Origin of the sequence: Bradyrhizobium sp. USDA 241 (assembly GCF_049739505.1) — a bacterium.
In the GTDB taxonomy this organism is placed as follows: domain Bacteria; phylum Pseudomonadota; class Alphaproteobacteria; order Rhizobiales; family Xanthobacteraceae; genus Bradyrhizobium; species Bradyrhizobium liaoningense.
The window spans coordinates 529,765-547,184 of record NZ_JBMGPZ010000005.1; the positions used below are offsets into that span (position 1 = coordinate 529,765).

At 63.6% G+C, this 17,420-nt stretch carries 19 protein-coding genes and 1 tRNA gene; 13 read left to right on the forward strand and 7 right to left on the reverse strand.

From position 1 onward, the window contains the following. Positions 1-6: 6 nt before the first annotated feature. Complete coding sequence (locus ABIF91_RS24315; RefSeq protein ID WP_035718192.1) at positions 7-258, forward strand: spike base protein, RCAP_Rcc01079 family; 252 nt, start codon at positions 7-9, stop codon at positions 256-258. Next, positions 258-1,637, forward strand: coding sequence for a hypothetical protein (locus tag ABIF91_RS24320; RefSeq protein WP_028180258.1), 1,380 nt, complete (start codon positions 258-260; stop codon positions 1,635-1,637). The genes ABIF91_RS24315 and ABIF91_RS24320 overlap by 1 nt, the downstream gene beginning before the upstream one ends. On the opposite strand, the gene ABIF91_RS24325 is transcribed toward ABIF91_RS24320, so the two are convergent. After that, positions 1,638-1,973 carry a hypothetical protein gene (locus ABIF91_RS24325; protein WP_028180257.1) on the reverse strand — a complete coding sequence of 112 codons (336 nt, stop codon included), beginning with the start codon at positions 1,971-1,973 and terminating at the stop codon, positions 1,638-1,640. A gap of 237 nt (positions 1,974-2,210) precedes the next feature. On the opposite strand from ABIF91_RS24325, the gene ABIF91_RS24330 reads away from it, so the two are divergent. Next, positions 2,211-3,340 (forward strand): IS3-like element ISRj2 family transposase gene (locus ABIF91_RS24330; RefSeq protein ID WP_086023025.1). Its coding sequence is split into 2 segments (ribosomal slippage): positions 2,211-2,463 and positions 2,463-3,340, totalling 1,131 coding nucleotides; the frame shifts between segments, so codons are not numbered across the junction. Between the two features lie 103 nt (positions 3,341-3,443). On the opposite strand, the gene ABIF91_RS24335 is transcribed toward ABIF91_RS24330, so the two are convergent. Beyond that, positions 3,444-4,121, reverse strand: coding sequence for a hypothetical protein (locus ABIF91_RS24335; RefSeq protein ID WP_424579449.1), 678 nt, complete (start codon positions 4,119-4,121; stop codon positions 3,444-3,446). A gap of 377 nt (positions 4,122-4,498) precedes the next feature. Between ABIF91_RS24335 and ABIF91_RS24340 the strand changes: the two genes are divergently transcribed. Further along, on the forward strand, positions 4,499-4,768 hold the full coding sequence (locus ABIF91_RS24340) for a hypothetical protein (RefSeq protein WP_080660055.1): 270 nt from the start codon (positions 4,499-4,501) through the stop codon (positions 4,766-4,768). A gap of 54 nt (positions 4,769-4,822) precedes the next feature. Here ABIF91_RS24340 and ABIF91_RS24345 read toward each other — a convergent pair whose 3' ends face one another. The 4 genes from ABIF91_RS24345 to ABIF91_RS24360 form a co-directional block, all read right to left on the reverse strand. Continuing rightward, positions 4,823-5,362 (reverse strand): helix-turn-helix transcriptional regulator, encoded by a 540-nt coding sequence (locus ABIF91_RS24345; RefSeq protein WP_028181654.1) that lies wholly within the window; start codon positions 5,360-5,362, stop codon positions 4,823-4,825. A 663-nt stretch (positions 5,363-6,025) separates the two neighbouring features. Next, positions 6,026-6,100 (reverse strand) — tRNA-Val (locus tag ABIF91_RS24350). A 157-nt stretch (positions 6,101-6,257) separates the two neighbouring features. Then, on the reverse strand, positions 6,258-7,556 hold the full coding sequence (locus ABIF91_RS24355; RefSeq protein ID WP_028181655.1) for a hypothetical protein: 1,299 nt from the start codon (positions 7,554-7,556) through the stop codon (positions 6,258-6,260). 119 nt (positions 7,557-7,675) lie between these two features. Further along, positions 7,676-8,281, reverse strand: coding sequence for a DUF1134 domain-containing protein (locus ABIF91_RS24360; protein ID WP_035679986.1), 606 nt, complete (start codon positions 8,279-8,281; stop codon positions 7,676-7,678). A gap of 138 nt (positions 8,282-8,419) precedes the next feature. Between ABIF91_RS24360 and ABIF91_RS24365 the strand changes: the two genes are divergently transcribed. Next, entirely contained in the window at positions 8,420-8,905 is a 486-nt protein-coding gene (locus tag ABIF91_RS24365; protein WP_028181657.1) for a YHS domain-containing (seleno)protein, read from the forward strand. On the opposite strand, the gene ABIF91_RS24370 is transcribed toward ABIF91_RS24365, so the two are convergent. Further along, a complete protein-coding gene (locus ABIF91_RS24370; protein WP_028181658.1) occupies positions 8,899-9,729 on the reverse strand; it encodes a 3'(2'),5'-bisphosphate nucleotidase CysQ family protein in 831 nt (276 codons plus the stop codon). The two genes, ABIF91_RS24365 and ABIF91_RS24370, sit on opposite strands and share 7 nt — an antisense overlap. A gap of 178 nt (positions 9,730-9,907) precedes the next feature. Between ABIF91_RS24370 and chpT the strand changes: the two genes are divergently transcribed. The 8 genes from chpT (at position 9,908) to ABIF91_RS24410 (ending at position 17,381) form a co-directional block, all read left to right on the forward strand. Then, a complete protein-coding gene (gene chpT, locus ABIF91_RS24375) occupies positions 9,908-10,561 on the forward strand; it encodes a histidine phosphotransferase ChpT (protein WP_424579450.1) in 654 nt (217 codons plus the stop codon). 197 nt (positions 10,562-10,758) lie between these two features. Beyond that, entirely contained in the window at positions 10,759-13,572 is a 2,814-nt protein-coding gene (locus ABIF91_RS24380) for a hybrid sensor histidine kinase/response regulator (protein ID WP_424579451.1), read from the forward strand. 21 nt (positions 13,573-13,593) lie between these two features. Next, positions 13,594-14,064 (forward strand): chemotaxis protein CheW, encoded by a 471-nt coding sequence (locus ABIF91_RS24385; RefSeq protein ID WP_124161037.1) that lies wholly within the window; start codon positions 13,594-13,596, stop codon positions 14,062-14,064. 71 nt (positions 14,065-14,135) lie between these two features. Beyond that, positions 14,136-14,501: a response regulator gene (locus tag ABIF91_RS24390; protein WP_200472335.1), complete on the forward strand. Its 366-nt coding sequence runs from the start codon at positions 14,136-14,138 to the stop codon at positions 14,499-14,501. Between the two features lie 75 nt (positions 14,502-14,576). Continuing rightward, positions 14,577-15,773: a protein-glutamate methylesterase/protein-glutamine glutaminase gene (locus ABIF91_RS24395; protein ID WP_424579452.1), complete on the forward strand. Its 1,197-nt coding sequence runs from the start codon at positions 14,577-14,579 to the stop codon at positions 15,771-15,773. Further along, a complete protein-coding gene (locus tag ABIF91_RS24400) occupies positions 15,770-16,642 on the forward strand; it encodes a CheR family methyltransferase (protein WP_028182269.1) in 873 nt (290 codons plus the stop codon). Before ABIF91_RS24395 ends, ABIF91_RS24400 begins: the two co-directional genes overlap by 4 nt. Continuing rightward, entirely contained in the window at positions 16,643-16,828 is a 186-nt protein-coding gene (locus ABIF91_RS24405) for a hypothetical protein (RefSeq protein ID WP_424579453.1), read from the forward strand. A gap of 127 nt (positions 16,829-16,955) precedes the next feature. Then, the gene (locus ABIF91_RS24410) at positions 16,956-17,381 is read left to right on the forward strand and encodes a hypothetical protein (protein WP_245285592.1); all 426 of its coding nucleotides are present in this window, start codon (positions 16,956-16,958) and stop codon (positions 17,379-17,381) included. The last annotated feature ends 39 nt before the right edge of the window (positions 17,382-17,420 follow it).

Genomic DNA, 17,420 nt, shown 5'->3' on the forward strand with positions numbered 1-17,420 from the left:
AGCCCCGTGTCCCGTGAGAATCCCTTTGCCGTCCCCTTCGATGGTCCCGCAATCGATTGGGTGCCTATTGTGCCGGGTGCGAATCCCCTTGCGCAGCCGATCCGTGCGATCCGCGCGAACACCGCTGGCACCGTCACCGTGACGCTGAAGCGCGGCGGCGCGAGCCGCACCATGAACTTCGCCGCCGGTGAAACGCGGACCATTTGGGCTACGCACGTCACGGCCGCGACCGCGACCGGCTTGGAAGGGGCAGTCTGATGCGGCTCGGTTTCGGCATTGGTCTGTCCTATCCGCTCGCTGGGGTAGCCCTCCCGCCGAACTTCATGTCCTATTCTGAGGATGTGTCGAAGTTCTCATGGCTTACGGGCGGCACGGGAGCGGCGATCCCTCGCGTGTTCTCGAATGGCGCGACGTTGGCTGTTGGGGCTCGGCAGCCGCTGCCCGACATCCCCGGCGGCGAAGCTGGCAAGGGTTTTACCTGCACGGGTTTTTGCCAGGACCCCGATAGCACCGACGTTTGGGTCGGTAACTTCGGAGGGACTCGCGGCTCCGGCGGCGTCACGACGCCGACCAGCATCGTGCGGCTGTCGGCTGACGGTTCGACCTTGGTCTCGCAAATCCAGACGGTGCAAGGCATCGGCGGGTTGCAGGGTGTCACGTTCGTCACGGCAGGCGCATTGCGTTGCTTGGCTTACGTCAGCGGTGCCGACAACAGCGTCCGCTTCGTGAATCGCGACGGCTCCGTTCCGCGCAGTCCGCTTGTGCTGCCCTTCGTGGCGAACGCGCTGTCGTGGGACGACGCGCGTCAAGCTTTGTGCGCCAGCGATGCGACTAACGGCGACGTATGGTGGGTGACGCTGAACGGCGTGTTCTTGCGATACGCCGACTTCAACGGCGGATGGGGCGGCCCCATCGACCATATCTGCGTGGACCCGTCGCGAGGGGCTGCCGGGTATCTCTGGCTTACCGCTGGCGCGAACGGCTCGCCGGGCATGTTGCTCGCTTGGGACATCGCCAAAGATCAACTTGTCAATCGGTGGCTGCTCGATAGCGCGCAGGCCGTCGAGGGCTTGCTGGTCAGTGGCACGACGCTCAAGGTTGTGAGCGACGGCTACTACCATATGTTCGGCAGCGCGCCCAACTCGGCGGCTCCGTACAACGTCAACGAGATGCAGACCTACACGATCCCCGCCGTTACTCAGTGGCGCTACTCCCGCGTTTTCAAGGCGGGCGAGATCGTCGGTCCTCCGGTTGCTGGCGGGCGTCAGCCCTACCGCCTGATCCTCGACCGCGGAGACGGCAACACGAGCGCTGACTTCACTCTCATCACGCGCGACGCAGACGCCTCGATCAACGGGCAGGTTGCCATTATGGCGTGGACGGGGAAGTCGATTGACCCCGCCGTCACCGCCAATATGGCAATGCGGCTGCTCAACGGAGCGGCGACGAACTTCACGTTCGGGGCGGACTACGTGCGCCGCTCGCTCTCGGCGACGTTCGCGAGCGGTGCGAACAACACGCAGCTTGGCACGCGAGGCACGATGTCGCCCGACAACATTGTCAACGTGGTTGGGACGGCTCTCGCCGTGAACCTCGGATCGGCGGCACTCGAATACGCTGCCCGCCCCGGAGCCTAATCAGTCGATTGCGTGAACACTATCCTGCGTCGTCCAGACGCAGGATTTCTCTCCCTTCGGCCGGATGCAGGCGACGTAAGCGTTGGGGACTTCGACAACGAAGATATCCATCCCCTTGCCGTAGGATTTGCAGCCTTCGGCCGCGCCCTTCGCGAGACCCGCATCAAAGTCCGCCTTCGCCGTCTTCAACACGGCCTGCAAACCTTCGAGCATAGGGCAGGCCAGGGCGGTCGTGTGCAACACGCCGGATTGCCCGACTTCCAATCGCTTTGCCGCTTGCGCAGAGACGACCGTGGCGATCACGGCGGCGGTTGCAAGGGCTACTCGAATGGGCATGTCACGGGCCTCCTAATCGCTACTGTAAGCCATCGCCGGAACGACTTCCGGAACTGACTTGGAGCACAGTCATGAAGAAGTAAACCCTTCTCATGTCCACCTTGAATCGAACTTTTTGATCCGAGACCCGATCTCGTTCTGACGGCGGCAGAGCTGGCCCCGCAAATTCGGACAGTAGCTTGAGTGGATTTTCTGCCTGACAGCGGCGAGGATTCTTGCTGCGAATCAGGAGCGAAGATGACGAAGAAGAGCCGCCGGACGCATTCTCCGGCATTCAAGGCGAAGGTTGCTTTGGCTGCGGTCAAAGGCGACAAGACACTGGCGGAGCTGGCGCAACTGTTTGATGTTCATCCGAACCAGATCACGATCTGGAAAAACCAGCTCCTGGAAGGCGCCGCCGGCGTGTTTGGGCATGACAAGACATCGGCCGAGACGCCGGTCGATTTGAAGGCGTTACATGCCAAGATCGGCGAGCTGGCGTTGGAAAACGATTTTTTGTCCGGCGCGCTCACCAAGGCGGGCCTGCTGAGCGCAAAGCGATGATCGACCGCGGTCATGATCTTTCTATCGTGCGCCAGGCGAAGGTCCTGAAGCTGGCTCGCAGCACGGTCTACTATGAACCTCGGCCAGTTTCGGCCGAGGACCTTGCCTTGATGCGTCGGCTCGATGAGCTGCATCTCGATTATCCCTTCGCGGGAGCGCGTATGCTGCGATCGTTGCTGCGGCGGGAGGGCGTATACGCCGGTCGCCGCCACATCGCGACGCTGATGAAGCGCATGGGGATCGAGGCGGTCTATCGTCGCCCGAACACGAGCAAGCCGGCTCCGGGTCACAAGATCTACCCGTACCTGTTGCGCGGATTGAAGATCGAGCGGCCCGACCATGCGTGGGCAATGGACATCACCTACATTCCGATGCGGCGTGGCTTCGTCTATCTCGCGGCGGTCGTCGATGTGTTCAGCCGACGGGTCCTGGCCCATCGCGTCTCGATCACAATGGAGGCGGCCTTCTGCGTCGAAGCGGTCCAGGAGGCGTTGGCGAAGCACGGCAGGCCCGAGATTTTCAACACGGATCAGGGCAGCCAGTTCACCAGCCTCGAGTTCACCGATGTGCTGCTGGACGCGAAGATCGCCATCAGCATGGACGGCAAGGGCGCCTGGCGCGACAACGTGTTTGTCGAGCGGCTCTGGCGCACGGTCAAATACGAAGAAGTATATCTCCGCGCCTACGACAGCGTGTCCGAGGCGCGAGCGTCAATTGCCAAGTATCTGGCCTTCTACAATCAGGGACGCCCTCACTCGAGCCTTGACGGGCGCACGCCCGACGAGGCTTACTTCGGCACGCAAGCTATGGTGATGGCCGCATGACCGTCGCCGACGGTTTTGTCGTCGCTCTGGTCGGGCTACGCCCTCCCGACGCAACGACAAAACCGTAAAGCCCCGCGTTCAGCATAACCCGGCAGGAATCCACTTAAATCCAGCGGGGCGCTGTCCAAACAACCGGGGCCAGCTCTATAGGCCCGCCATCCTCGCACGAAGCAATGATGTCCTCGACATCGCGCTGCCGGTACTCGACCATCCGTACTTCATCAGTGCCGAACTTGATGGTTTTGCCCCGGCCGTTCTGCAACGGCGCCAACGCCTCTTCTACTGCGTCCAGCACTTCCCTGTTTTGCGCGAGTTGGAACACGTCCTTGCTGATTTGAATGGTGTTGTTGTCGCCCTCGATTTTTAGGACCAGCGTGCCTGGCGAATCTTTGATCTCGGCAACCTTGTCGATCTTGCGGCCGCGTTTCCATTTCAAATAGCCGAACACGCTTCCGACAATACCAGCCGTGCCGGTGACGATGATGCCGAGACGCTTAAGCAGCTCGGCGAGTTCGACGTGGTTGCTCTGTAGGAAGTCGGTGATGTCCTTGAGGATCTGGACCACTTCGAAATTGATGTGAAAACAGCGGTGCTCGAAGTCGGAAGCGACGAGCACGCGCACTCGCGCCTTGTCTTGGTTCAGCTCATCATTCGCGGCGCGGATCATCTTGCCAAAGGCGATCAGCGCCGGTCCGAGTTCTTCGACATCCATCGTGTGGTCATCAGGATTTTCCCCGACGTATTGAACCTGGAACGCCTGCCTTGTTTCGTCGTCAGCCAATCCTACCCCCTGCCAAGCGAGCGGAACTCCAACTCTACAACCAGTGCGACGGAACAGCATACGAGTGAATGTATTGACTTCCCGGCTTTGTTGTTCGCTAGTTGTTCTCTTGGCTGTAGATCGGAGAGGCTTGGCAACTCGGCTGGCGCGTTACCGCGCGGTGCGCATTCGGCAATAGCGACGGCATGCGCTCGATTCGGTCGTGCGTCTATCAGTACGACCTCGATCTGCAGGTGCAGAAAGCCAGGAAGGTCGGATGAAACGCGATAAAGCCGGAAGCTGGGCCGACGGGTCCGGAACGGCCTCCGACGAAAAAAAAAGGTGGGGAAAATTTGCCCAGCTCTGGCGCTTGAAAAGCCTGCAAAGGACCATCGGGTATGGACACTCGCACTCCCGAACAACACAGCCGCATTATGCGCAGCGTCGGCAGTAAGCACACGGGGCCGGAGATGGCCGTACGGCGGCTAGTCCACGGACTCGGCTATCGATACCGGCTGCACCTCCCGGATCTCGTTCTTGCAAGGCACAAGGTCGCCATCTTCGTGCACGGTTGCCTCTGGCATGGGCACCGCTGCTCCAAGGGCCGGCTCCCGAAGACGAGACTTGATTTTTGGGTTTGCGAAGCTTGCCGCTTAGCGGCTCGCTGAAAGAAAAAGACCGCCCAAGTCGTGGCGGCCTGCTTCCGTCGACATCCGGGAAGGTCAGGCCGCCTCGTCTAGCACTTTCTCATAGGCGCTCAGGCTTCCTTTTAAAGCCGCTTCTAGTTCCGCGTGAGATTCGATTGCCGCGTTCGCAACCCTGACCGCCTCAGCTTCAATGGCCTTATCTCGGGGAAGCTGATCATGTTGGTACAGCCACGTGGCGACGGCCGCCCAATCGTAAAGGGATGTTTTCGAGGTCACTCGCGCTACTGGGGGCGGGAAATTCTCTGCCCGGTCTCCCTTGGAATAGTTAGTGATTGCTGCGCGCGACAAGCCCGTGCGCGCAGCAATATCTGACAGACTGACCAGCGGATCAGGCTCTACTCGGTCCACGTGCGCCCCGGCCTTCGCCACGCAATCTACTGCCGAACAAATAGCAGCATCGATGGATACCGCATCGCGGGCAAAATCCACGATGATGTGGCCCTTTTGGAACGAAATGGTTGCATCGTCGCAGCCCGCCTCGAAAAACCGATCAGCAAAGTCCTCAGCCTCAGGATCGAGGCCGGAAGCAATGATGCTGAACTCAAACGTTTTCATCGTTCTTCTCCTCTTCCTTGTGAGGGCAGCGATCTATTTCGCGCCTCAGTTGTTTCGCATGGTTTTGAGGGTTTCTGGGCGTCGACCAGACGAAGACAGTGCAGCCTTCTCTGTCGTGATGCGCGCAAAGAAGCTTTCCCCAAGCATGTCCTTTGACCTTTACCCAGGACCACCCTAACTCTTCGGAATAGGCAACTACTGCCTCGATTTCCTTGTTTGGGTGCGATGGTCGTTTAGCCACCGTTGCACCGAACAATTAGTGTACCGTTAACAGATGTCAACACTCTTCGTTCCTTTTGGTCGTTACAAATCAGTTAAGGTTCAAAGTGTGGTAAATAATCAATAGTTGCGCAATCGATAGCCACTCTATCGATGGTGGTTGTGCCAATATTTCGTCCTAAGCGGAGCGATCCATGCCACGGCGAGAAGCGCCACGATACAAAACGCCATGTTGATCGGTAGGATCGCAACCGGTGAGGTTGAGGATATGCCCAGCGCAGCGCACGCGCGGCGTGAACGAACGGGAACAAGCTGCGCGGATTTGCACGGATAATGCACGGGAATGCACGGATGTTCTTACTCTGTCCTACTCTCAGAGTCGCTTCCACGCGCTCTTGCATCCCAGCGTCAGGATAAATTTGCGAGTGATTTGAGGGCTTTGCGTGGTGGGCGCACAAGGGATCGAACCTTGGACCTCTCCCGTGTGAAGGGAACGCTCTCCCGCTGAGCTATGCGCCCGGGACCATCATGCAGGCGGCCGGATTTCGGCCGGCCGTCACATCGGAGCCCGCGATTTAGAAGTGCCGGCCGAAGGTGTCAAGTTTTCAGGCGCCGCGGGCGCGGAAAACCTTCGGGAGGTCACGCGATCCGCAACGGAAGCCTGATTTTGGGCCGGTTACGCGCCCTGCTGGCGGGCGCGGGAGGCGTGGGCCTGGAGCGCACGGATGCGCTCGGCGAGCGTTCCGCCGCCTTCGGGCAGGCGGGCCGCGGGAGCGCCGCCCGTCTTGGCGTCGTTGGCCGGGCGCGGTGCCGGCTTCGCCGGCTGGCCGGCCTCGGCCGCGAGCAGGGCCTCGATCGGCGAGTTCGGGCCTTCGAGCTGCATCGCGAGCTTTGCGACTTCCGCCGCGATGTCGTTGATGCGCTCGCGCAGAAGCGCGTTCTCCATGCGCTCGGTCGCCCAGGAGCTCTCCGCCTGCTGCTGGATCGCGTTGATGTCGCGCTGAAGCTTGGCGCGCTCGTCGCGTGCGGTGCGGAGCTGCTCCTCCAGCGCGGCCTTTTCGGCGCGCAGCGTCTCCACTGCAGCCGACGACTTGCCGCCGCTCAAGGCGGCGATCTCGACGCGCAGCTCCTTGATGGTGCGCTCATTGCTCTCATTGGCCTGGCGCAGCTGGTTGTTCTCGTAGTCGCGCTCGGCGAGCAGCTTGCCTTGCGTGGCGAGGCGTCCCTCGAGGTCGGCGACGCGGCCGGCCAGCATCTCGGCCTCCTTGACCTGCACGATGAGCTGGCGATCGAGCTCGGTGACACGCTGGCTCAGATTCTCGACGCGGCCGCGGGCCTCGCTGAGCTGGCGCGAGGCCGTCTCAGATTCGGTCCGCTCCTGCGCGAGGCGCGCCTGCGTGGCGGCAAATTCCTTCTCGGCATCGCCGACGCGGCTCTTCAATTCCTCGATCTGCGCGCGCACCGCGATGAGCTCGACCTGGCGGCTCTCCGCCATCATCGAGCGGTCGGACAGTTCGGAGTTGATCTTGGCGAGCTCGGCCTGCTTGTCGGCCAGCGCAATCTCTGCGGCGCGCAAGGCTTCGGTCTTGGCGTTGAATTCCTCCTCCGTGGCGCGCAGCTGCTCCTTCACCGCCCTCTCGCGCGCCTCCAGCGCGAAGATCGTGGCGTTCTTCTCGCCGAGCTCGATCTTCATGCGGTTGATGGCGTCGCTCTTCTTGCCGAGCTCGGCGAGCTGGCTCGTGGTCTTGTTCTTGAGCTGATCGACGCTCATCTCGAGCCGCCGCGCCGACATGGCGAATTCGGCGCGGAGCTGGTCCTTGTCGGCCTGGATCTCGGCCATCGACAGCGGGGTGGCGGCCTCGAGCCGGCGCGTGGTCAGGCGGACGGCGCGGTTATGCAGCAGCGGCACGATCGCGAGCCCGCACAGCATCGAAAGCAGGAAACCGATCGCCAGGTACATGATCGGTTCGACCATGGGCCAGAACTCCCAGAGCTAAGGAAAAATTTACCAACAACAATGCATGCGGGGCCGGCAAAAAGCCAGCCCTGGCCTGTCGTTAACCTTGATCCCTAGGTGGATGGGAGGGAGAGACCTTAGAACGGGTTCCAGGTCGCCCGCGGGGTGAATTTGAGATAGCCGATATTGGCGCCCAGCCGCAGGCCGAGGCCGGAGCGGATCGGCACCAGCACGATGTTGTTGGCGGTGAGCGCCGTCATGCCGAAGCCGCCGATGATGTAAGCCGAGCCGTCGATGCCGCCGAAGCGCTGGTAGATCGCGTTGGTGGCGGGCAGGTTGTAGACCAGCGTCATGGTGCGCGCGCCGTCGCCGCCCCAGTCGAAGCCGAGCGAGGGGCCCTGCCAGTAGACTCTGAGGTCGCCGGCATTCTTGGTGTAGAGCGTGCCTTCACCGTAGCGCAGGCCGGCGACGAAAGCGCCGGAGCCTTCCTCACCCAGGATGTAGCCGTTGGGCAGGCCCCATTGGCTGACCGCCTTCTCGATGATCGAGGCGAGCCCGCGCGAGACGTTGCCGAAGAAGCGGTGGCCGGCCGTGACGAGCTCGTCAGGCCCATAGGTGCTGGGCGTCGGGGTCCGCTGCGGCGGCGGCAGGTCGGGCGGCGGCGCCTGCTGGGCGGAAGCCGGCACGATCCAGCCGACCATCGCGGCAAGCGCGAGCGCAGCAAGGCGTGATGCGAAAGTCATAAAGAACCCCTGGTACCGAATCCGGTCGCTTCCTTAACCTGACGCCAACAGGCACGGCTCTAGGTTGCGCCGGATGTCCCCTCGACTCGGATGTTATCCGCAGCAACTATGACGGCACAACGGCAGGAAGATAGCCCTTTGCGCCCCGGAATTGCCTTGATCGGCCTCCGCGTCTGCCTGTTGGCGGGCATTTGGATCATCTGCTCGGGGGCGCCGGGATGGACCGCCACCACCGAGCGGATCGTCGTCAACCGCTTCACCGGCGTCGCCATCGAGGGCTTCGACCCCGTCGCTTATTTCGTCACGGGCACGGCCGAGCAGGGGAGGGCGGAGTTCGAGGCGAATCTCTGGGGCGCCGTCTGGCGCTTCCGCAACGAGGGCAACCGCGCCTCTTTCCTGGCCCATCCCGAGATCTACGGACCGCAATTCGGCGGCTATGACCCGGCCGACATCGCCCGCGGCGTCACCGTCGCCGGCAATCCCTATTTCTTCGCGGTCGTGGCGCAGCGGCTCTATCTGTTCAGCCGGGAAGCCAATCGCGACGCTTTCATCGCCAATCCAGAGCGCTTCCTCTATGAGGTGGGCAAGCGCTGGCCGGCGCTTCAGGAACAGCTCGGTCAGTAGCAGCCTACCGCCTGCGGATCGCCCCAGGCGATGAATTCGGGAACGATGAAGCCGGTGTCGCTGCGCTGGCCGAAGCGGAGTGCACCGCCCTTGCCGTCGGTCACCCTGCCGCCGGCCGCAGTCACGACCGCGCAGCCGGCCCCGACATCCCATTCCGAGGTCGGCCCGAAGCGGGGATAGATGTCTGCGCTGCCTTCCGCGATCCGGCCGAATTTCACGGCTGAGCCGATCGTGCGTCGGACGGCATTGGGCCTGTTGTCGATGAACGCCTCGCTCTTGGGATCGCCATGCGAACGGCTCACCGCCGCGATCCAGGGCTCCCCTCGCGTCGGCAGCTTGCGGGTGTGGATCGGCCCGGCCGCCCCGATGGTTGCGCCGTTGACCTTCATCCGCTCGGCGCCGCGGCCGACGATGCCGCGCCAGAGCAGGCCGAGCGCGGGCGCGCTGACGATGCCGAGCAGCGGCTCGCCCGATGTTACGAGGGCGAGGTTGACGGTGAACTCGTCGCGGCCGGCGACGAACTCCTTGGTACCGTCGAGCGGATCGATCAGGAAGAAGCTGCCCTGAAACGGCGGGGAGGCGAGCTGGGCCCGCTCCTCCGACAGCGTCGGAACGTCGCCCGCCAGCTGCGCGAGGCCGTCGGCGATGATGCGGTCGGCGGCAAGGTCGGCCTCGGTTACCGGCGAGCCGTCCTGCTTGCCTTCGATCCGCATGGCGGCGCGGTTGACGGCAAGGATCGCCTGGCCCGCCTTGACCACCAGCGCGGTTAGCGGCTCCATCAGGCCGGATGCGGCCGCCCCGTCGATGATCCGCATCACCTGCATGCCTCATTCATCGGCAATTCCGTTCCCCGTCCACTGATTCGCTTTATGGCCTCCTCGAGCCGATCGCAAGCTAGCTGCCGCGGGCTTGCGAATGTTAGAACCCGCAGCATCCGTCAAGCATGCGTGATTCGCGGCATCCAGCGCCGTCCAATCCCAGGAACCCTCCAGGACCCCTTATATGTCTGACGCCTCGTCGCCCGCGCCCGTTACCGCTCCCGATATGCTCGAACTCGCAGCGCTCCTGTGCTCGCGGGTCTGCCACGATCTCATCAGCCCCGTCGGTGCCATCGTCAACGGGCTCGAAGTGCTCGACGACGATCCCAAGCCCGAAGACCGCGAGTTCGCGCTCGACCTGATTCGCAAGAGCGCCAAGACCGCCTCGGCCCGCCTCCAGTTCTGCCGCCTTGCCTTCGGCGCCGCCGGCTCCTCCGGCGCGCAGATCGATCTCGGCGATGCCCAGACCATGGCGCGCGGCCACATCGAGGACGGCAAGTGCGCGATCACCTGGAATTTGCCGCGGCTGCTGCTGCCGAAGAATCGCGTCAAGCTGCTGCTCAACATGCTGGTCGTCGCCCAGCATACGATCCCGCGCGGCGGCATGCTGACGATCGACCCGATCGGCGAGGGCGAGACGATGAGCTTTCGCATCACTGCGACCGGACACAATGCGCGTTTGCCGCAGAACATCGCCGAGCTCCTGAGCGGCGAGCGTGGCCCCGCCGCGGATGCGCATGCGATCCAGCCTTATTATACGCGGCTGCTCGCGCAGGCCTGCGCGCTCACGGTGACGCTCAAGCCGGAAGGCGAAGCCATCATCGTTACCGCTTCGTAAACGTACGCGTCGCGCTCGGCTTCTTAATCGAATCTTTACGAGGCGCCTCGGCTTGTCCGGAGCGCCTTATCTCTTTGTTGATCCCGTTCTTTTGCACATACTCAACCAATATTAAACGCTTTGCGGTGAAGCTGGTCCCATTCCGAGATGGCGCATCACGCCTCGTGCGCGCCCTTCCTGTATGAAGGCCTGTTTTCATGGATGATCTGTTGCGGGAGTTTCTGACGGAGACCAGCGAGAGCCTGGACACCGTGGACAATCAGCTGGTGAAGTTCGAGCAGGAGCCGAACAACGCCAAGATCCTGGATAACATCTTCCGCCTGGTCCACACCATCAAGGGCACCTGCGGCTTCCTCGGGCTGCCGCGGCTGGAAGCGCTGGCGCATGCCGGCGAGACCTTGATGGGCAAATTCCGTGACGGCATGCCGGTGACCGGGCAGGCGGTGACGGTGATCCTGTCCTCGATCGACCGCATCAAGGAGATCCTGGCTGGCCTGGAGGCGACCGAGGCCGAGCCTGAAGGTAACGACCGCGACCTCATCGACAAGCTGGAAGCGATGGTCGAGCAGGGTATGGCGGCGATGGCGGCCGGCACTGCTAGCGCTCCTGTCGCCGAGTCGCCGCCGCTGGCGCCGGAGGCGCCGGTCGCCGAAGCAAAGCCTGCAGCCGCCAATGAGCTGACCACGGGCTCGCTGATCGAGCAGACCCTGGAGCGCCCGTTGCGTCCCGGCGAGGTCTCGCTCGACGAGCTCGAGCGCGCCTTCCGCGAGACCGCGATCGAAGCGCCGGTGCCCGCGCCGGCCGCCAAGGCTGAAGTCAAGGCTGAACCCGCGCCCGCTGCCGAAGTCCCGGCTCCTGCTGCGAAGGAAGCCGCCAAGGAGAAGGCGCCCAAGGAGAAGGCCGCGCCGAAGAAGTCGAGGGCCGACGAGGGCGCCTCCGAGGGCGACCGCATCGCCAACCAGTCGATCCGCGTCAACGTGGATACGCTGGAGCATCTGATGACCATGGTCTCCGAGCTGGTGCTTACCCGCAACCAGCTGCTGGAGATCTCAAGGCGCAACGAGGACACCGAGTTCAAGGTGCCGCTGCAGCGCCTGTCCAACGTCACAGCCGAGCTGCAGGAAGGCGTCATGAAGACGCGCATGCAGCCGATCGGCAATGCCTGGCAGAAGCTGCCCCGCATCGTCCGCGATCTGTCGAGCGAACTCGGCAAGCAGATCGAGCTGGAGATGCACGGCGCCGACACCGAGCTCGACCGCCAGGTGCTCGACCTGATCAAGGATCCGCTCACCCACATGGTGCGCAACTCCGCCGATCATGGCCTCGAGACCCCCGCCGAGCGGCTCGCTGCCGGCAAGGGCGAGCAGGGCACCATTCGCCTGTCCGCCTATCACGAGGGCGGCCACATCATTATCTGCATCGCCGACAACGGCCGCGGCCTCAACACCGAGAAGATCAAGGCCAAGGCGATCTCCTCCGGTCTCGTCACCGAGGCCGAGCTCGAGAAGATGAGCGAAGCCCAGATCCACAAGTTCATCTTCGCGCCGGGCTTCTCGACCGCGGCCGCCATCACCTCGGTGTCGGGGCGCGGCGTCGGCATGGACGTGGTGCGCACCAACATCGACCAGATCGGCGGCACCATCGACATCAAGAGCGTGGCCGGCGAGGGCTCCTCGGTCACCATCAAGATCCCGCTGACGCTCGCCATCGTCTCGGCGCTGATCGTGGAAGCCGCCGGCGACCGCTTCGCCATCCCGCAGCTCTCGGTGGTGGAATTGGTGCGCGCCCGCGCCAATTCCGAGCACCGCATCGAGCGCATCAAGGACACCGCGGTCCTCAGGCTCCGCAACAAGCTGTTGCCGCTGATCCACCTGAAGAAGCTGCTCAAGATCGACGACGGCGCGGCCTCCGATCCCGAGAACGGCTTCATCGTGGTGACCCAGGTCGGCAGCCAGACCTTCGGCATCGTGGTCGATGGCGTGTTCCACACCGAGGAGATCGTGGTCAAGCCGATGTCGACCAAACTGCGCCACATCGACATGTTCTCCGGCAACACCATTCTGGGCGATGGCGCTGTCATCATGATCATCGATCCCAACGGCATTGCGAAGGCGCTCGGCGCCGCCGGCTCCTCGGCCCATGACATGGGCGACGACGCGGCCGGCCATCACATCGGATCGGGCGAGCAGACCACCTCGCTGCTGGTGTTCCGCGCCGGCTCGTCCCAGCCCAAGGCGGTCCCGCTCGGGCTCGTCACCCGCCTGGAAGAGCTCCCCGCCGACAAGATCGAGTTCAGCAACGGCCGCTATATGGTGCAGTACCGCGAGCAGCTGATGCCACTGGTGGCCATGGAAGGCGTCACCATCGCCAGCCAGGGCGTCCAGCCGATCCTGGTGTTCGCCGACGACGGCCGCTCCATGGGCCTCGTCGTCGACGAGATCATCGATATCGTCGAGGAACGGCTCAACATCGAGGTCGGCGGTTCAAGTTCGGGCATCCTGGGCTCGGCCGTGATCAAGGGCCAGGCCACCGAGGTGATCGACGTCGGCCACTTCCTGCCGATGGCGTTCTCCGACTGGTTCACCCGCAAGGAGATGAAGCCGTCGATGCACTCGCAGTCGGTGCTGCTGGTCGACGATTCAGCCTTCTTCCGCAACATGCTGGCTCCGGTGCTCAAGGCCGCCGGCTACCGGGTCCGCACCGCGCCGACCGCGCAGGAGGGCTTAGCTGCGCTCCGCGCCCAGAGCTTCGACGTGGTGCTGACCGACATCGAGATGCCCGACATGAACGGGTTCGAGTTCGCCGAAGTGATCCGTTCCGACAACAACCTCGCCGCGACGCCGATCATCGGCCTGTCGGCGCTGGTGTCGCCGGCGGCGATCGAGCGCGGCCGTCAGGCCGGCTTCCACGACTATGTCGCCAAGTTCGACCGTCCCGGCTTGATCGCGGCGCTGAAGGAGCAGACCGCGGGCGCTGCCGGCGCTTCCGAGCTGAGCCGGGCCGCGGCCTAAGACAGGATCAGGAGACAAGCGATGACCAGCAAGACCCAAGTAAGCGAAGGCGCCATGGTCGAATACGTCACCGCGATGATCGGCGGCCAGCTGTTCGGCCTGCCGATCTCCCGCGTCCAGGACGTGTTCATGCCCGAGCGCGTCACCCGTGTTCCCCTGTCCTCGCGCGAGATCGCGGGCGTGTTGAACCTGCGCGGCCGCATCGTCACCGTGGTCGACATGCGCGCCCGTCTCGGCCTGCCCAGGGCCGAGGACGGCAAGGTGCCGATGGCGGTCGGCGTCGACCTGCGCGGCGAATCCTATGGTCTGCTGATCGACCAGATCGGCGAGGTGCTGCGCCTGCCCGAGGACGGCAAGGAGGAGAACCCCGTCAACCTCGACCCCCGCATGGCCAAGCTCGCCGGCGGCGTCCACCGCCTCGACGGCCAGCTCATGGTCGTCCTCGACGTCGATCGCGTCCTCGAGCTCGCACCCGAAATGATGGCGGCCTGATACGGCGGCATCGTCGCCGACGGACTTGCAATTGGAAGTGCCCCCGCAAAGGGGAGGAAGCAGAGGTTCACATGCGCACTTGTCTCGTCGTTGATGATTCCAGCGTCATCCGCAAGGTTGCGCGGCGGATCCTGGAGGGCCTCGACTTCCAGATCCTCGAAGCCGAGGACGGTGAGAAGGCGCTCGAGGCCTGCAAGCGCGGCCTGCCCGATGCGGTGCTGCTCGACTGGAACATGCCCGTGATGGACGGCTACGAGTTCCTCGGCCATCTCAGGCGCATGCCTGGCGGCGACCAGCCCAAGGTCGTGTTCTGCACCACCGAGAACGACGTCGCGCATATCGCGCGTGCGCTGCATGCCGGCGCCAACGAGTACATCATGAAGCCGTTCGACAAGGACATCGTGATGGCGAAATTCCAGGAAGTCGGCCTTATCTGAGCGACCGCCCGGAGGCTGAACGGATCCTTCGGCGCCTGCTTTCAACCATATCGTTTCAGTCTGAGTTGGTGAGTAATGAGTGTTGCGTTCGCAGGGAATTCGACCACGACGCCGTCGCGCGAAGCGGGGCCGCTGCGGGTGATGATCGTCGACGACTCCGTCGTCATCCGCGGTCTGATCTCGCGCTGGATCGGCGCCGAGCACGACATGGAGGTCGCGGCCTCGCTGCGCACCGGGCTCGAGGCGGTCAACCAGATCGAACGCATCAACCCCGACGTTGCCGTGCTCGACATCGAGATGCCCGAGCTCGACGGCCTCTCGGCGCTGCCGCAACTGCTGGCCAAGAAGCGCGATCTCGTCATCATCATGGCCTCGACGCTGACCCGCCGCAACGCGGAGATCAGCTTCAAGGCACTGTCGCTCGGCGCGGCCGACTACATCCCGAAGCCGGAATCGACGCGCGAGGCATCGGCGGCCGACATCTTTCATCACGACCTGATCCAGAAGATCCGCCATCTCGGCGCGCGGCTGCGTCGCAAGGCTGCGGTTGCGAGCCCGCCGCTGGCGCCCGCAAGCCCGGCTCCGGCCGCGCGCGGTCCTGTTGCGCGGCCTGCCGTGCCTGCGCCCGCTCCGGCCGTGCATGCCCCGTCGTCAGGATCGCTGTCGACGCGTCCGTTCTCGACCCAGGCGCCGAAGGTGCTGCTGATCGGCTCCTCGACCGGCGGTCCCCAGGCGCTGATGTCGCTCGTCACCGAACTCGGCCCGGTGATCGACCGCTTCCCGGTGCTGATCACCCAGCACATGCCGCCGACCTTCACCACCATCCTCGCCGAGCATCTGGCGCGTTCGAGCCGCCGGCCGGCGAGCGAGGCAGTCGACGGCGAGCCGGTGGAGGCCGGACGGATCTACCTTGCGCCCGGCGGCAAGCATATGCGCGTCGTGCGCAGCGGCGCGGATGCCGCGATCTCGCTCGATGACGGGCCGGCGGTCAATTTCTGCAAACCCGCGGTCGATCCGCTCTTCACCTCGGCCATCGACGTCTGGCATGGCAATATCCTCTCCGTGATCCTGACGGGCATGGGCTCGGACGGCATGCGCGGCGGCAAGGACATCGTCGCCGCCGGCGGCAGCGTCATCGCACAGGACGAAGCCTCCAGCGTGGTCTGGGGTATGCCGGGGGCGGCGGCCAATGCCGGCATCTGCGCGGCGATCCTGCCGCTCAACCAGATCGGCGCCAAGGTCAACCGCCTGTTTGCGGGAGACCGCTCGTGACGCCGACGGATTACGACTACCTGCGCAAGTTCCTGAAGGAGCGCTCCGGCCTCGATCTCTCGGCCGACAAGCAGTACCTGGTCGAGAGCCGGCTGCTGCCGCTCGCCCGCAAGGCAAGCCTTCCCGGCATCCCCGATCTCGTGCTGAAGATCAGGAATGGTGACGGCCGGCTTGCGACCGACGTGGTCGAAGCGATGACCACCAACGAGACCTTCTTCTACCGCGACAAGATTCCGTTCGACCATCTGCGCGAGACCATCCTGCCGGGCCTGATCCAGGCGCGCGCGGCGCGCAAGAGCTTGCGCATCTGGTCGGCGGCCTCATCGACCGGGCAGGAGCCCTATTCGATCGCGATGTGCGTGAAGGAGATGGGCGCGGTTTTCGCCGGCTGGCGCATCGAGATCGTCGCCACCGACCTGTCGCAGGAGGTGCTGGAGAAATCCAAGGCCGGCGTCTACAGCCAGTTCGAGGTGCAGCGCGGCCTGCCGATCCAGCACCTGATGAAGTACTTCACGCAAGTCGGTGAACTCTGGCAGCTCAATGCCGACATCCGCGCGATGGTGCAGTTCCGCCAGCTCAACCTGTTGCAGGACTTCTCCCATCTCGGCACGTTCGACGTGATCTTCTGCCGCAACGTGCTGATCTATTTCGATCAGGACACCAAGGCGGTGATCTTCGAGCGGATGGCGAAGGCGATGGAGCCCGACGCCACGTTGCTGCTTGGCGCTGCCGAGTCCGTCGTCGGCATCACTGACGCATTCCGCCCCATGACCGACCGTCGCGGTCTCTATCAGCTCAACCCGGTGCGGTCTGGCCGGGCGATGGGCGGACTGATGCCGCCGACATTGAAGGTGGCAGCGGCGAGGTGATTGGCCGAACCACAGGCGATCTCACTGAACGCCGTCGTTGTAAATGATCGGCGACGACTGACGGACATCGCGTCGCCTTGGCGCGAGGCGCTTCACACGCGTTTGCGCATTGCAGATTACTCAATTACCGGCGCAGCAGGGGGCGTGCCGCGATGCAATACAATCGCGGCCCTGATCAACATCTGACGGTTGTGCTAAGCTGCCGATCGTCCCGCCGCACCGAGGCGGGATTCCATTCCATCATGAACTGTACTGAGGAGGACATACCATGCGAATGTCTTGTGCCTCGTATTTCTTGTTGGCAGCGCTTTCGTTGCCCGCCACTGCTCTCGCCGGTGAGCATGTGCTCGAGTTCAAGCTCGTCACCAAGCCGATGGATGTCAAAGTCACCGAGGTCGCGAACGTCGAAGGCCAGATGGTCATGTCCGGCAAAATGTTTGGCGTTGCCTTTTTCAAGGATGGACGCATTGCCGTGAAAGATTTTGTCAATTCCTCCGACCTGCTCAAGGGCTCAGGACCTATCTTTGGCTACAGCACCTACACCTTCGACGATGGCTCCTCGATCACGGCGCGCTACGCCGGCGCGGTCAAGGACGGCAAAGCGAAGGGCGAATATACGATCTTGTCGGGCACTGGTACGTACGCGAACGCGACGGGCACCGGCGGATTCGAAACTGTTCAAAGCGGGTTCAAGGGCGCATTCCTGTACGATGGAAGATTCATCGTCAAGACGCCCTAAAGCGCGATGCGATTAGGATGAATCGTCATCGCGCTCTAG